The following is a 16,137-nucleotide window of genomic DNA, read 5'->3' as shown; positions in this document are numbered from 1 at the left end:
ATATATTTAATATAAATAAAAAAGGCCGGCTTGTGTAAGTCGGCCTTTTTTATATCTGTCGCTATCGATTTCCCAGATCGTCGTATAAAGTTTGTAATAGGACTTTTCCTTTCTCCAAGCGGGTCTCGTTTCCGCTTTCAGGTTCTTCTACTAAAATCTTGTTCCCTTCATTGTCGTATACGGAAACACCGGATTCGTCTATAAAGCCAAATCCATTATTGAATGTATAAAAGGCGTAATGCGGGACGCAAGGATTCAATATATCTTTGCTGAATGAGAACTCATCCGTGGGGAGACCCATCTGATTTAATAAGGTGGCTGCCAAATCGGTTTGGTTCGCATACGTATCGATCACTTTAGGTTCGGCGATCGCTCCGCCTAGCCATAGCATAGGTATGTGGAAACGTAAAGGTCCGTACTCCTGCATGTTTTCAGGGTAACGGTATCCGTGGTCGGAGACAAAGATGACTACCGTATTTTTCCATGTCGGCAGTTCCTTGAACGTATCAATGAAATTGCCGATACAGCTGTCCGTAAACGCGACGGAGTTTAGATAAGGATGCTCCAAATGGTGAAACGGGACCTCGAATGGCTCATGGCTACTTAATGTCAGGAATGTACTTAACCAAGGTTTGCCGTCGACTGGTCTTTGCTTGATATCCTCGTAAAGATGCGAGAACGTGATATCGTCGTTTGCTCCCCATTTACTCAGACGGCTGCTCAAGGGAAAATCACGGTCTGCCGTTATCTTGCTGTAGCCGGAACTATAGAAATAACTTTGCATATTCGTGAAATTGATATCACCTCCATAGAGCATATCCGCCGTATATCCTTCTTTGTTAAGACTCTTTGCGATAGATGGAAGGGTCTGGCTTTTCACCGGATACTTCATGATGGAGGTGGTGGGTTGGGCTAAATAGCCGTTCAATACGGAGACTAAGCCTCGGTCGGTACGGAACGAGTTGGCATATAGGTTCGTGAATAATACACCTTCTTTGCTCAGCCGATTCAAGTTCGGCGTAATTCCCGGCTCACCACCAACAGCCTCGATAGCATTTGCCGTGAAACTCTCCATGATGATAATGAGAATATTGGGACGAGTCGTTGTCAATAGCTTGACAGGCTCTGTAGGTATGGAATCTCCCGGGCATAAGGAGTCTTGGGCTTGAATGAGCGTATCGAATAAGGCTTTCCGCTTTTCCTCCGGATAGAAATCGAATTGCGAGGCAAAATCCTGTTGCTTACTCAATGAGGCTATCAGACTGAAACACGGGTTGATCGCCGAATGATTCAAGAACTGGTTCTGGCTGAAATAAACCATGCCGACATTTGCCGTAGACGTAGTTACGCCTCCCCGGATCGGAATAAACAATATTCCCCCTGCTAAGAGGATGGCGAAAGTACTTCCCAATTGTTCCAATCCCGTAGGTGGAAAGCTAGGCTTTACTGGCGCGAACCGGAGGATGAAGGTGAACCAAGCATAGATACCTAGCGCATATGCCACGAATACCAATAATTGGATAAAGAACATTCCCAGCGGAACGCTCGCCATCGCATCGGCGGGCGATTGTAGGTAGAAGAATAAGGTAGCGTCCAACCTGAATCCCCAAAAGCTATATAAAGCCACATCTACGGAAAAGATCGCGGATACCAGAATTCCCATGATCAAGAAGTACCCTTTCAATACCTTCTTTAGCCAAACGCCCGGAATCCAAACTGATACTAAAGTCAATAGGAGAGGGATGGCCGTAAGGTATCCCGCTATCGTACAATCCAGCTTCAGCCCATGAAGCATAACCTGTAGGAAGTCCGTGAAGGTACAAGCCTCGGACAACGCATGCTGATAAAACATAAATACCGGTTTTTGAATAACAAAAACCGGTAGCCATGCGATAAAAACGATTAGTATGAATAATAATCTTTTTTTCATTTCGAATATAGCTTTTCCCGTAACTCAGCGATAGCCGGATCTGTGATGTAATCATCGTAATCCATCATCTTATCGATGATACCGTTAGGAGTCAGCTCGATGATACGGTTCGATACAGTCTGTATGAACTCGTGGTCATGGCTGGAGAACAGGATATTTCCCTTGAATGTCTTCAATGTATTATTGAAGGCTTGGATGGATTCCAAGTCCAAGTGGTTGGTCGGAGTATCCAAGATCAAGCAGTTGGCGTCGGTGAGCATCATACGTGAGATCATACAACGCATCTTCTCACCTCCGGAAAGTACGCTTACCTTTTTCATAAGCTCCTCGCCCGAGAACAACATACGTCCGAGGAAGCCTTTCAAGAATACCTCGTTAGTATCCGGCGAGAACTGGCATAACCAATCGAGCAGGTTGATATCTGTATTGAAATATTTGGAGTTATCGAGAGGAAGATAAGAGGTCGTGATCGTCTGTCCCCACTGATACGTACCGGCATCCGCTTTCTCCTCACCGTTGATGATCTGGAACAAGGCGGTCATGGCACGAGGGTCGTGACTGATAAATACGATCTTGTCATCCTTCTCCACGAAGAAGTTCAAGTCCTTGAACAATACCTGTCCGTCGATACTCTTCGACAATCCTTTCACCTCAAGGATCTGGTTGCCCGGTTCGCGGTTAGGCGTGAACAAGATTCCCGGATAGCGGCGTGAGGACGGTTTGATCTCCTCGATATTCAGCTTCTCCAACATCTTTTTGCGACTGGTGGTCTGCTTGGACTTCGCTACGTTGGCGCTGAAACGGCGGATAAATTCTTCCAACTCTTTCTTCTTCTCCTCGGCTTTCTTATTCTGGTTCTGCTGTTGACGAAGGGCTAACTGGCTAGACTCGTACCAGAAGCTATAGTTTCCGGCGAATAATTGTAATTTACCAAAGTCGATATCCACGGTATGCGTACAAACGGAGTCGAGGAAGTGACGGTCGTGGCTAACAACCAATACGGTATGCTCGAAATTAGAGAGATAATTCTCCAACCAAGAAACCGTCTCAAGGTCCAAGTCGTTCGTCGGCTCATCCAATAATAGGTTATCGGGCTGTCCGAACAAGGCACGGGCCAATAAGACACGTACTTTCTGCTTACCGCTCAAGTCCTTCATATACATATAATGCAAATCCTCCTTGATGCCTAGTCCGCTCAATAGGTTGGCGGCGTCGCTCTCTGCGTTCCAGCCTTCCATCTCGGCGAATTTCTCTTCCAGTTCCGATACGCGGATACCGTCGGCGTCGCTGAAATCAGGTTTCTCGTAAAGGGCGTTTTTCTCGCTCATCACCTCCCATAAGGTCGTATGTCCCATCAATACGGTATCCATAACCGTATATTCATCGAACGCGAAGTGATCTTGGCTCAATACGGAAAGACGTTCGCCCGGTCCTAGGTTAACGCTACCTCTGGTAGGGTCTAATTGCTTGCTGATTACACGGAGAAACGTAGATTTTCCGGCCCCGTTAGCACCGATAATACCGTAGCAATTGCCCGGTGTAAACTTCATGTTCACATCCTGAAAAAGGATGCGTTTTCCAAACTGTACGTCCAGATTGTTAACTGTTATCATATTTCGTATACCTATTAAATTGCGATTGAGGATGCAAAGGTACGAAAAATATTGTTTATCTTATCATTGGATGTCATACATCCCGCTCGTTCTCTCCCTTTTTTAGGCTAATTATCTTTTGGGCGTTGAGCGGTGAGATAACGCTTTTCCCGGTTTTGGCTTCCAGCTCTAATCGGGCGTTACGAGCCACCTCGCCTCCTTGTTGGGCGACATTTATGTGCTCGCTAAAGGTGTCTGGTTCCGATGCTTCTGATATTTCCTTGGTAGATAACTCGGCCAGCATGTTTAATACAAGCTCTTTGTTTGTCATATTATCTCGAAGATTCTCTTTTCTTAATCCTTTGAATCGTTTATATTCCATGGAGGTCATGTCGGACCATGACTTATAGATTATGTCGGTTAATGTAGCGAAATGGAGGCCTTCTTCCAGTCCTCTCTTCTTCCATTCGTCTGTTAGATCTTTCCGTATCTCTATGGATTTCAATCGTTGGTTGATCCAATTATCCGAATAGCCCAATCGTTTATAATCGACCATGGCTTGCTCAATAGACAACTCCGGATCTTGCATTTGATCCAAACGTTCCTTCGCTACTTGGGCGATCCATAATTTGAAAGGTTCGGCCTTGGGAGATGGTGCTGATTGGATAAGGCGGAAGAGTTGCTCGGTATTGGCTAGCTGTATTAAATATTTCTTGCCATCAGCGGCCTGCATTTTCAGTTGACTACAATTTGTAGTCAACTCGCTACCTTCTCTTTTCAATCTGTTTTTTAATACACTCCAGTATTTTCGAGGGTTGGGGCTATCTGTTAAAATAGATATAACATCAACGATCGAGAAATACCATTCCTCTTGTTCGTCATCCCATATGGCGCGAACTTTTCTTTCTTCGAATAAGCGGATAGATTCTTTTTGTGTCATTTGTAGTTGCTTTGAGTAGTTATAGACAAAGGTAAATGAGAATTTAGTATATCCATAGTTTAATAGTTTGATTAAAAGTTTATTTATCGCAAAGTAAGTATATTAATCTCATTTAAGCAAACGATACGCGGTTTAAATGAGAAGGTACGAAAAATATTGCTTATTTGGTTTGGGCTTGGGTGCTTGGTCGTACCTTCTACGTTCTGAATAAGTAGGGTTCACACCTTTTTTTGTGTCCTTATGCCTCTTATTTATTAACCCCATAATAGTATAGCCTATGATTTAAACCCATTCTTTCCTTATTTCCTTAATTTATGCTTCGCCGCATTTCTCCGGAAGAAAAACGACCAATTTTATTCTTAAAGCCCAGAGAAAGGTAAAGGTGGATGCGCCCCCGTTTTATTTTGTTTCGAAATGGGTGCGACACGCTTTTGCATTCTTTTCCCTGTTGGATGGAGATGCAGAGCGTGGCGCACTTTTAGTTTCAAACAATTTAAAAACGAATCTTTTTACGATGACAAATGATGAGTTGCAATCGAAGACGATTGCCTTTTTGCGCTTTCCCTTGATCGTGGGGGTGGTATTGATACATTGCTATTATAAAGAATTGCCGATAGGTGGTGTTAAGGTTCCCGTAATGGATGAATATCCCATTTATAAATTAATAGCGGACCTGTTTTCTCAAGTGCTGGCACGTACTGCCGTACCCCTTTTTTTCTTGATATCCGGTTATCTGTTCTTTTATAAGAGTTCCTTTAGTTGGCCTATGTATGGCTCTAAATTGCGAAAGCGGGCACAAACCTTGCTGTTGCCTTATCTATTTTGGAATGGAGCATTGGTGGGTTTGCACCTCTTGATAGAACTTTTGTTTCCATCTGTGCTTGCCGGTGAGGTTAAACCTGTGCTGGATAACGGATGGTGTGATTGGTGGGATATCTTTTGGGCGAGAGAACCTAGTGAGCCGGGAGGAATGCCGATGCCGATCAACTATCCGTTGTGGTTTATCCGTGATTTGATGGTATTGGTGGTATTCTCGCCATTGGTGTATGCTATGGTACGCTATTTACGGCAATATGCGTTAGCGCTACTTGGCTTTCTTTGGCTCATTTACGATGGGGTCAGTTCGCCGGGTTTAAGTCCGACCGCTTGGTTCTTTTTCTCGCTTGGTGCTTTCTATAGCGTGCATCGGCGGAATTTTGTAGTGGAGACGCGTCCTTTATTACGGGGGCGGCATTGCTTTATGTGGTTTTGGCTTTAGCGGATCTTCTTTCAAAGGAATTAGGATGGAATGTTTATGTGCATAATGTAGGCATTCTTGTGGGCTGTGTCTTTGCGATCTCTCTTTCTGCGTATGGATTGGAAAAGGCTCTTTGGCGGACTAACTCCTTCTTGGAGGGGGCTAGTTTCTTTGTCTTTGCCTCTCATGTTATCGTGCAGATCTTTATATATCGATTGATATTATGGTTCTTCCGGTCTTCTGCGGAATGGGCGATTATTGGGATTTACTTCGGGGTTGCTTTGGGAGCTATTTTGATCTGCTTGGCTTTCTATGCCATGCTTCGGCGCTTCCTACCTAGGCTTCTCTCTGCAATCACGGGAGGCCGATAGCTTTCTGTGGGGTGATGACTTGTCAGTGGGAGGCGCTTTGTTATGACTATTTGGTCAGGATTGGCGTTTTACGCTGACAATGCCTTTTTATAGGCAGGGTGAACTGGAGGGAAAGGAGAGCGAAAAAGGTCGGTTTTTGCCGGTTTTCGGGTCTGCGGATAGGCATTGTAAGGTTGTTACGATCCAGTTGTAGGGTGTTTACGGCGGCGTTGTTAGTTGCTTTCGACTGCGAATGCTATTGTTTTCGGAGCGAAACACTATTGTTTTCGAGTGAAAAGTCTATTGTTTTCGAATAAGAAGTCTATTGTTTGTATGTTTGAGGGTGATAAGAGACGGGAATCCTCGCTAGAATAAAAGCCCCAAAAACGATATATCATTGAAAGATAACTAATTGCGGATTTTTATTCTCAAATATGGAAGCCGACTGTACTCTGGGGCGAAATATTCGATTCTCTGGAGCTTTAGGGGACAAAATGTCAGAATGTCAAATTGGGCGATCTTCTATTATTAACAAAGGAAATCTCATTATCTTAGGGCAATGTCATAGGTTGTAGAGACGGGGCGTGCCCCGTCTCCCGTATCATGTGCGATGGATTCATGTTTCTTTGGCTATGGATGAAATTTGGTATGGTTGCCTTGTTTTTATCTGAATAATAAGGCTGGATTGGAAATAAATATCTACTTTTGTGCTCTAAAACATTAAAGTAAACGAAAATAGAAAGATGGCTGCAACGAAACGAATGAAACGTGCCTTGGTCTCTGTGTTTCACAAAGACGGGCTGGACGAAATCCTAAAGAAATTGCATAGCGAGGGTGTGAGCTTTGTATCAACAGGTGGTACTCAATCATTTATCGAGTCATTGGGTTTGCCTTGTGATGCGGTAGAGGACTTGACTTCTTATCCGTCTATTTTGGGCGGTCGTGTGAAGACGCTTCATCCGAAGGTATTCGGTGGTATCTTGGCTCGCCGTGAGAACGAGAATGACCAGAAACAATTAGCTGAATATGAGATCCCGGAGATTGACTTGGTTATCGTTGACCTATATCCTTTCGAGGAGACTGTCGCTTCCGGCGCTGAGGAACAAGCAATTATTGAGAAAATAGATATAGGCGGTATCTCTTTGATACGTGCTGCCGCGAAGAACTTCAAGGATGTGGTAATCGTAGCTTCCAAGGCTCAATACCAGCCGTTGATGGATCTTTTGAACGAGAAGGGCGCTGAGACAAGCATCGAGGATCGTAGATGGTTCGCCAAAGAGGCATTCGCCGTTTCCTCGGGTTACGACTCCGCTATCTTCAATTATTTTGATGGCCGCGAAGGTTCCCATTTCCGTGCAACGGTAGATAGCCCGATGCATTTGCGTTATGGCGAGAATCCTCATCAAGCCGCTAAGTTCTATGGTAAGTTTAACGATATGTTCGATCAAATCCATGGAAAAGAGATTTCTTACAACAACTTATTGGATATCGACGCCGCCGTGAACTTGATCGATGAGTTCGACGAGCTGACGTTCGCTATCTTAAAACATAATAACGCTTGCGGTATCGCTTCCCGCGGTAATGTGGTTGAGGCTTGGAAAGAGGCTTTGGCCGGTGACCCGGTTTCCGCTTTCGGTGGCATCTTGATCACGAATACTACGATTAACAAGGAAGTGGCCGAGGAAATCAACAAGATTTTCTTCGAGGTGATTATCGCTCCGGCTTACGACGCTGATGCGCTGGAGGTACTTCAACAGAAGAAGAACCGTATCATCTTGATCCGTAAGGATTGTAAGACTTGCCCGATGCAGTTCCGTTCTTTATTGAATGGTGTCTTGATGCAGGAGAAGGACTTGAGTATCCAAGGTAAGGCTGATTTGGAGCCTATGACGGATAAGCAGCCGACAGCCTCGGAGGTTGAGGACCTGTTGTTCGCCAACAAGATCGTGAAGAACAGCAAGTCCAACGCGATCACCTTGGTGAAGAACAAGCAGCTTTGCGCCAGCGGTATCGGGCAGACCTCTCGTGTGGACTCTTTGAGACAAGCCATAGAGAAGGCTAAATCATTCGGCTTCGACTTGAATGGCGCCGTGATGGCTTCCGACGCTTTCTTCCCGTTCCCCGATTGCGTTGAGATCGCAGACCAAGCAGGTATCACGGCCGTAATCCAGCCGGGAGGCTCTATCAATGATAAGTTGTCTGTCGAGTACTGTAACCAACATGGTTTGGCTATGGTGAAGACAGGTGTTCGTCATTTTAAACATTAATAATAAGACTAATGGGATTGTTTTCTTTCACACAAGAAGTTGCCATAGATTTGGGTACCGCTAATACCATTATCACGTGTAATGATAAGATGGTGGTAGACGAACCTTCGGTGATTGCTTTGGATGCTCGCTCGGACAAGGTGCTGGCTGTCGGTAAGGTGGCCCGTGAGATGTACGAGAAGACGCACCCGAATATTCGTACCGTACGACCGCTTCGTGAGGGAGTTATCGCGGATTTCTACGCTGCCGAGCAAATGATTCGCGGCTTTATCAAGATGGCGAGCGGAAGGAAGCGCTGGTTCGCTCCGTCCTTACGTATGGTGATCGGTATCCCTTCAGGTAGTACGGAGGTAGAGATACGTGCCGTGCGAGACTCTGCCGAGCATGCCGGTGGACGTGATGTGTACATGGTTTTTGAGCCGATGGCTGCCGCTATCGGTGTCGGTATAGATGTCTTGGCCCCCGAGGGTAATATGATCGTGGATATAGGAGGTGGTACTACCGAGATCGCTGTCATATCCTTAGGTGGTATCGTGTCGAATAAATCAATCCGTATGGCGGGTGACGATTTAACGGCTGATATCGTGGAGTATATGCGTCGCCAACACAACGTGAAGGTGAGTGAGCGTATGGCCGAGCGTATCAAGATCAACGTGGGTTCCGCGCTTACTGTATTGGAGGACGCTCCGGAGGATTATGTGGTTCACGGCCCGAATCAGATGACTGCCTTACCGATGGAGGTACCCGTCTCTTATCAGGAGATCGCCCACTGTTTGGATAAGTCTATCTCGAAGATCGAGGCGGCTATCTTGAGTGCCTTGGAGCAAACCCCTCCCGAGTTATATGCCGATATCGTGAAAAACGGTATCTATTTGGCTGGCGGTGGCGCTATGCTTCGCGGTTTGGATAAGCGCTTGCGGGATAAGATGAATATCCAGTTCCATATCGCCGAGGATCCGTTGCATGCCGTGGCGAAAGGTACGGGAGTCGCTTTGAAGAATATTGAGAAGTTTAATTTCTTAATCCGATAAGAGTAAATAATTGGGAATTGAGAATTGAAAGTTGAAAATTAGCGAGCCGATAGGTCTAGTTCTTTTCAATTTTCAATTCTCAACTTTCAGTTTTCAATTCCTATGCGTAAGTTACTAGAGTTCCTGATCGGGAAGAGGCATTGGTTTTTGTTCATTCTGCTTGAGGCTGTTTCGTTGATGTTGGTCTATCGTAATAACGCGTACCAACGGAATATTATATTCAGTTCAGCGAATGTCGTGACAGGATATATCGCCTCGATATCCGGATCTGTTACTTCTTATTTGAATCTTCGGGATATCAATAAGGAGTTATTGGAGCGTAACGGACAGTTGGAATTGCAAATGCTGGATCTGCAAGATCAGTTAGATGCGCTGATTGCGGATACGGTTAGTTTTAAGGGATTCGCGCCGGATTCGACGGAGCAATTTCCTTATTCGTTTGTCGTGGCGGATGTAGTGAACAACAGTGTCACGCATTTGTCCAATTATATTACCGTGAATAAAGGGAAGCTGGACGGGATCATGCCCGATATGGGAGTTGTCTCGGAACGAGGTGTGGTTGGTATCGTATCGACGGTTTCCGATCATTTCTCCGTGATCATTCCGTTGCTGAATCCTAAGTTCCGGTTGAGTTGTAAGGTATTAGGTAGTAGTTATTTCGGGTCATTAAGCTGGAATGGACGCAATACGCTGTACGCCAACCTCGATGAGTTGCCGCGCCATGTGGAGTTCCAGAAAGGCGATACGATCGTGACGAGCGGTTACTCCGCCGTATTCCCCTCGGGTATTATCGTAGGTACGGTCGCTGATTTCGAGAAACAACACGATGATAATTTCTATTCATTACAGGTCGAGCTGGCTACGGATTTTCAAGCGTTGAACAACGTGCGTATTATCAAGAATTTCCGTCAGACGGAGCAAATTGGTGTAGAACAAGAGGCGAAAAGAAATGATTAATAATTTACTGCGTGGTTTCATATATTTCGTGGTGTTTGTGTTGATTCAGGTCTTGGTCTTGAACAACATTCATTTCTTGCGGATCGCTACCCCGTTTCTGTATCTCTATTTCATTATTAAGATGCCGGTCGGTAGCTCACGGACGCAAGTCGTTTTCTTCTCTTTCATAGCCGGGGTGGTTATTGATACGTTCAGCAACACACCGGGTATGCATGCGGCCGCCTGTACATTGGCGGGATTTTGCAGGGAGCCGTTAATCCGTGTATTCATGGGGAAAGATTTGCCGGAAGGTATTTACCCGTCTTATAAGACCTTTGGTTTCGGAGGCTTTTTCCGATATGTGTTATCGTTTGTGTTGATACAACATACGACTCTTTTTGTGATTGAGTCGTTGACTTTATTTGACCCGTTGTTTCTGGTTGTCCGTATCCTCTCGAGCGTGGTGATGACAACCTTATTGATTTGTACGGTAGAAGCATTCAATATAGAGTCTCAGAAAAGTGGAGAATAATACCAAGTATGAGTTTGAGAACAGGCGCTATGTCTTAGGTGGGGCGGTGATCCTGTTGGTTATCATCTTTATTATCCGTTTGTTCATCCTTCAGGTGGTCGACAACGATTATAAAGCTTGGGCGGATAGTAATGCTTTCTTGAAAAAAACCTTATATCCTTCCCGAGGCATGATGTACGATCGTAATGGTAAATTATTGGTCTATAACCAGCCCGCTTACGACGTGATGCTTATCATGCGTGAGATACAGCCTTTCGATACCCTCGATTTCTGCGATGTGCTGGGCATCACGAAAGAGCAATTCCTCAAACGTATAGCGGATATTAAGAACCGGCGGTTAAATCCCGGTTATTCTTCCTATGTCCCTCAAGTATTTATGAACCAGCTTTCTGCGCAGGAATATGGCGTGTTGCAGGAGAAGTTATACAAATTTCCCGGTTTCTATATCCAGAATCGCACGATCCGCCAATACGAGTATCCCAATGCCGCTCTTGTGCTGGGAAATATCGGCGAGGTAAACCGGAAAGATATAGAGAATGACGCTTATTATACACAAGGCGATTACTCCGGCAGAACCGGGATCGAGCAATCGTACGAGGAATATTTGCGGGGCGTGAAAGGAGTCGAGATCCTGTTGCGTGACGCTCACGGACGTATCAAGGGGCGATACGAGGAAGGCAGGCACGATATCCAGCCGGAATCCGGCAAGAACTTGAAATTATCCTTGGATATGGACTTGCAGGCTTATGGGGAGAAGTTAATGCAGAATAAATTAGGGGGTATCGTGATGATAGAGCCGGAGACAGGGGAGGTACTTTGTATGGTTTCCGCTCCTACATATGATCCGAGTATCTTGATCGGGCGCCAGCGGGGAAAGAACTACGTGGCTTTGCAGAAGGACCCGTTGAAACCTTTATTCAACCGCCCGCTCATGGCGCAATATCCTCCCGGATCTACATTTAAACCGACTCAAGGTTTGATCTTCTTGCAAGAAGGGGTGATTACTCCGGAAACTCAATATACCTGTGCGCATGGATATACCTTCCGGGGAGGTAAGCCGGCTTGTCACGGGCATCCGTCTCCTCTGAATCTGGTCGGGGCGTTGGCGACCTCTTGTAACTCTTTTTTCCCTTGGGGACTGCATGATATGATCGACAGCCGGAAGCGATATCCGTCGGTACAGGAGGCTTTTGAGGTTTGGAAGAATTATATGGTTTCTATGGGGTATGGCTATAAGCTGGGAATCGATCTTCCGGGGGAGAAGCGAGGGTTCATTCCGAATAGTAAGTTCTACGATAAGGTGTACCGGGGACGTTGGAATTCCAGTACGGTTATCTCGATCGCTATCGGTCAGGGTGAGATATTGGCTACGCCTTTGCAAATCTGTAATTTGGCGGCTACTGTCGCTAATCGGGGATATTATATTACTCCGCATGTCGTGAAAGAGATTCAAGACACCCCGCTGGATACATTATATAGTAAGAGGCATTATACATCGGTGGATACGCATTATTATAGTTATATTGCCGAGGGTATGCGAGGGGCTGTTACGGGAACCGCTTATGGTGGAACCTGTCGTGGGGCGGCTTTACCGGATATCGAGGTTTGTGGAAAGACGGGAACGTCGGAGAACCCGCATGGTAAGGACCATTCTATTTTTATGGGATTCGCTCCTTATCAAAAGCCGAAGGTCGCCATTGCCGTGTTTGTGGAAAACGCCGGATTCGGTGCTACCTATGCGGTGCCTATCGGTAAATTGATGTTGGAGAAATATTTGAAAGGAGAAATATCCGAGGCTAACAAGGCGACGGAGGAATATATTATGAATGCCGTAATACTACCGAACAATGCGCTATAGGAAAACGGAAATATGGAAGTCGGTAGACTGGATTACCATTTTGTTGTATTTGATTATGGTAATCGCCGGTTGGTTTAGTATTTGTGGGGCGAGCTACGAGTTTGATAACGTTGGCTTGTTCGATCCGTCGGGTCGTCCGGGGATGCAGATGATTTGGATCGGTACCTCACTCGCCCTTATTTTCGTCATATTGATGCTGGAAAGTGACTTCTTCGATATATTCGCCTATCTGATCTATGCGTGCGTGATCGTATTGTTGATCGCCACTATATTTTTAGCACCTAATATCAAGGGATCGCATTCTTGGCTCGTATTGGGACCTATCCGTTTGCAACCAGCGGAGTTGGCTAAGTTCGCTACCGCTTTGGCCGTGGCGAAGTTTATGAATGGCTATGGCTTTAAGCTAACGACGGTCAAGAATTTCTCAATCACTTTGTTCTTGATCTTCTTGCCGATGGTTTGTATTCTTTTACAGAAAGAGACGGGGTCGGCATTGGTTTACTTGGCATTCTTCCTGATGTTATACCGGGAAGGAATGACTGGATATATTTTGTTGATAGGAGTTTGTGCGGTCGTCTTTTTCGTTACGGGAATGAAATATTCAGAGGTGATGGTGGGTATTACCCCATTGGGTGAATTAATCGTCTCTTGCCTTGTCTTATTAATAACCATGGGATTAGTTGGGAGTGTCCGTAAGGATTATATAAGCGTTAAGATCATGCTTGGGGGAATTGCTTCGACATTCTTGATCGGGTATGTCGTTTCTTTGTTTGTCCCGGTAAACTTCGCTTGGATATCGATAGGCTTGGTAGGAGCCGCGTCAATCTATTTATTCTATTTATCCATTCGAAACTGGGTATGGCATTATGCGTTAATCGCTTTGTTCGCTTTAGGTTCTATCGGTTTCCTATTTTCTGTGGATTATGTGTTTAATGACATATTGGAACCTCACCAACAAATTCGTATTAAAGTCTCTTTAGGCTTGGAGGATGATCCAAGCGGGGCGGGGTATAATGTGAATCAATCCAAGATCGCTATCGGTTCCGGAGGATTATCCGGAAAAGGATTCTTGAATGGGACGCAGACCAAATTGAAGTATGTGCCGGAACAGGATACGGATTTTATCTTTTGTACGGTAGGCGAGGAGCAAGGCTTTTTTGGAGCCTCTGCCGTATTGATCGTATTCGGACTTTTTATTCTTCGTCTGATTGTATTGGCGGAGCGGCAAGATAATGCTTTCGGGCGAGTCTATGGCTATAGCGTAGCCTCCATATTCTTTTTCCATCTGGCGATTAATGTCGGCATGGTGACGGGATTGACTCCGGTTATCGGCATTCCCTTGCCTTTCTTTAGCTATGGAGGTTCCTCGCTTTGGGGATTTACGATCTTATTGTTTATTTTTCTTCGTTTGGACGCTTCTCGGAAGGAGCGTTAGTGGAAGAAGGTAAGACCCGTAAGCCGATTTCCTGAATGCCCGGAAGTTGGTCGTTACGCATCCCCTGCCGGAAGCTAAAGGTATATTGCCCTTTAACGGGGAAATAGTAAGCAGACCGTATCGGGAAACTGGATTGAAACAGGGAGATCCCGTCCCCATACCATTTCCCAAACTCATCAGCTAACATACATTCGATCGTATCCCTTTTTAAAGGACCTATCGGAAGTTCCTCGCTGCAAAATACCCATAGGTTCTGATACGGATACATATTATTGTTCCGTACTTCCAAGGTTAGGTCGTACGGAACCGATATATCCTCAATCAAGAAAGTGAAATAGTACTCCTTATTCTTCTCCCACGAGGTGTTCTGGATAGCTTGATACTGATCGTATACAGCTTCATTCTCGCAAGAGAAGCATAAGAAGCATGTTACACAGGCGGCAATGAACTTTTTAAGCCTCAGGCTTTGTCTCTGGCCTATTCTCCGTTTTATCAGGTCTGGCCTGTTTGATCGGTTGCTGAGGTTTGTCATTATTCGCAGGCTTGTCATTGTTGGATTGCTTATCGTTATTAGCTCTCGGCCTTTGTTTCGGGCGATTGTTTCGGTTGTTCTCCCTGTTATTATCACGGTTGTTCTCCCGATTCTCCCGACTGTTTTCCCGGCTATTATCTTTGTTATTCTCCCGATTATTTTCTCTGTCCCGGTTATTCTCACGATTGCTATTCCTATTATTTCCTCCGTTGCGGCGATTATTGCCACCGGCTCCGTTTCCTCCGTTGTTCTTATTCTCAGAAACAGGTGCGTCGGTGTTGGTAACTGCCGTCGCGGTGGTGTTAGCTCCGTTCCCGTTTCCATTGTTGTCGCCATTATTCTTGTTGGCAGGACGTTTTTTCTTTTTCTTTTTAACAGAGTCGAAACGTGTGACGCTTTCTTGCCCAAGAATATCTTGAGCGTCTCGTTTCGGTGGTTGTGGCTTCGTATCCGCCTCTAGAGATATCGGCTTCATGCCTTTCTTATTCATGTTAATGACATCGAAAGCACGGCTTGCCGGAATCGTGATAAGATTAGCCGCAAATGATTTATCCGTAGAATAGGTAATTTCCCGTTTGAAAATATCCGTCTTGAAATGATAGTAATTATTATCTTTGGTCTCCAAGACAATCTCCCGGGAAGGAAGGCGTTTCTGGGCTTCCACATATGTATCTACCTCATAATTGATACAACATTTCAATTTAGCGCATTGTCCGGCCAATTTCTGGGGATTCATGGAAATATCTTGATAACGGGCAGCTCCGGTAGCGACCGATACAAAACTTGTCATCCAACTGGAACAGCAAAGTTCTCTACCGCAAGGGCCGATACCACCGATACGTCCGGCTTCTTGACGAGCACCGATCTGCTTCATCTCGATACGAACACGAAAAGCCTCCGCTAGCACTTTAATTAGTTGACGGAAATCTACACGTTCATCCGCTATATAATAAAAGATCGCCTTATTACCGTCACCTTGATACTCTACATCACCGATTTTCATATTCAATCCTAAATCGGCCGCGATTTGCCGCGAGCGAATCATGGTGGCATGTTCCTTTGCTTTTGCTTCCTCATATTTCTCGATATCGGTCGGTTTTGCCTTTCGGTAAATCCGTTTAGGCTCGGCTTCCGTGCGCACGTTGTTCTTCTTCATTTGCAGCAGAACCAATTTACCCGTTAAAGAAACCGTACCGATATCATGACCGGGACTTGCCTCTACGGCTACTATATCACCTTTTTCCAAAGGTATTTTAGCACTATTCAAGTAATACCCTTTGCGGGTATTTTTAAATTGAACCTCTACGAAATCAGTCGAGCCTTCCGCGTCGGGTACATCGCACAACCAATCATAGGTATTCAGTTTATTGTTTTGCCTTTTGCTGCAACCTTTGCAGCCCATGTGGCTACTTCCTTTATCTAATATGAAATCCATTTATTTTTAATTTGTAAGAGGGCCATCGACATAACCACCCAATTTATCTAAATATGCAAAAA

At 45.3% G+C, this 16,137-nt stretch carries 12 protein-coding genes; 7 read left to right on the top strand and 5 right to left on the bottom strand.

From position 1 onward, the window contains the following. Positions 1–61 precede the first annotated feature (61 nt). From ACYIA1_RS10035 to ACYIA1_RS10025, 3 genes are all read right to left on the bottom strand, one after another. Positions 62–1,930, bottom strand: coding sequence for an LTA synthase family protein (locus ACYIA1_RS10035; RefSeq protein ID WP_057327810.1), 1,869 nt, complete (start codon positions 1,928–1,930; stop codon positions 62–64). After that, positions 1,927–3,543, bottom strand: coding sequence for an ABC-F family ATP-binding cassette domain-containing protein (locus tag ACYIA1_RS10030; protein ID WP_005854824.1), 1,617 nt, complete (start codon positions 3,541–3,543; stop codon positions 1,927–1,929). The genes ACYIA1_RS10035 and ACYIA1_RS10030 overlap by 4 nt, the downstream gene beginning before the upstream one ends. Positions 3,544–3,616: 73 nt before the next feature. Continuing rightward, complete coding sequence (locus ACYIA1_RS10025) at positions 3,617–4,462, bottom strand: BRO-N domain-containing protein (RefSeq protein WP_480335161.1); 846 nt, start codon at positions 4,460–4,462, stop codon at positions 3,617–3,619. Between the two features lie 514 nt (positions 4,463–4,976). Here ACYIA1_RS10025 and ACYIA1_RS10020 point away from each other — a divergent pair. The 7 genes from ACYIA1_RS10020 (at position 4,977) to rodA (ending at position 14,108) form a co-directional block, all read left to right on the top strand. Then, positions 4,977–5,720 carry an acyltransferase family protein gene (locus tag ACYIA1_RS10020; protein ID WP_121961321.1) on the top strand — a complete coding sequence of 248 codons (744 nt, stop codon included), beginning with the start codon at positions 4,977–4,979 and terminating at the stop codon, positions 5,718–5,720. Positions 5,721–6,792: 1,072 nt separating this feature from the next. Beyond that, a complete protein-coding gene (purH, locus tag ACYIA1_RS10015; RefSeq protein WP_005854829.1) occupies positions 6,793–8,316 on the top strand; it encodes a bifunctional phosphoribosylaminoimidazolecarboxamide formyltransferase/IMP cyclohydrolase in 1,524 nt (507 codons plus the stop codon). A gap of 11 nt (positions 8,317–8,327) precedes the next feature. Further along, complete coding sequence (locus ACYIA1_RS10010) at positions 8,328–9,347, top strand: rod shape-determining protein (protein ID WP_005854830.1); 1,020 nt, start codon at positions 8,328–8,330, stop codon at positions 9,345–9,347. 102 nt (positions 9,348–9,449) lie between these two features. Then, complete coding sequence (mreC, locus tag ACYIA1_RS10005) at positions 9,450–10,304, top strand: rod shape-determining protein MreC (protein WP_005854831.1); 855 nt, start codon at positions 9,450–9,452, stop codon at positions 10,302–10,304. Further along, the gene (gene mreD / locus ACYIA1_RS10000; protein ID WP_005854832.1) at positions 10,297–10,815 is read left to right on the top strand and encodes a rod shape-determining protein MreD; all 519 of its coding nucleotides are present in this window, start codon (positions 10,297–10,299) and stop codon (positions 10,813–10,815) included. The genes mreC and mreD overlap by 8 nt, the downstream gene beginning before the upstream one ends. Beyond that, positions 10,805–12,673, top strand: coding sequence for a penicillin-binding protein 2 (gene mrdA / locus ACYIA1_RS09995; RefSeq protein ID WP_121773344.1), 1,869 nt, complete (start codon positions 10,805–10,807; stop codon positions 12,671–12,673). Before mreD ends, mrdA begins: the two co-directional genes overlap by 11 nt. Then, positions 12,663–14,108 (top strand): rod shape-determining protein RodA, encoded by a 1,446-nt coding sequence (gene rodA, locus ACYIA1_RS09990; RefSeq protein ID WP_272057363.1) that lies wholly within the window; start codon positions 12,663–12,665, stop codon positions 14,106–14,108. The genes mrdA and rodA overlap by 11 nt, the downstream gene beginning before the upstream one ends. On the opposite strand, the gene ACYIA1_RS09985 is transcribed toward rodA, so the two are convergent. Next, complete coding sequence (locus ACYIA1_RS09985; protein ID WP_029257204.1) at positions 14,068–14,640, bottom strand: gliding motility lipoprotein GldH; 573 nt, start codon at positions 14,638–14,640, stop codon at positions 14,068–14,070. The genes rodA and ACYIA1_RS09985 overlap by 41 nt on opposite strands. Further along, positions 14,561–16,075 (bottom strand): PSP1 domain-containing protein, encoded by a 1,515-nt coding sequence (locus tag ACYIA1_RS09980; protein WP_057326700.1) that lies wholly within the window; start codon positions 16,073–16,075, stop codon positions 14,561–14,563. Before ACYIA1_RS09980 ends, ACYIA1_RS09985 begins: the two co-directional genes overlap by 80 nt. Positions 16,076–16,137: the final 62 nt, after the last annotated feature.

The sequence above is a fragment of the Parabacteroides sp. KHUB-02 genome, assembly GCF_056640955.1.
Note: the sequence above shows the minus strand (reverse complement) of the source record. Positions and strands in the feature narration are given on the sequence as shown.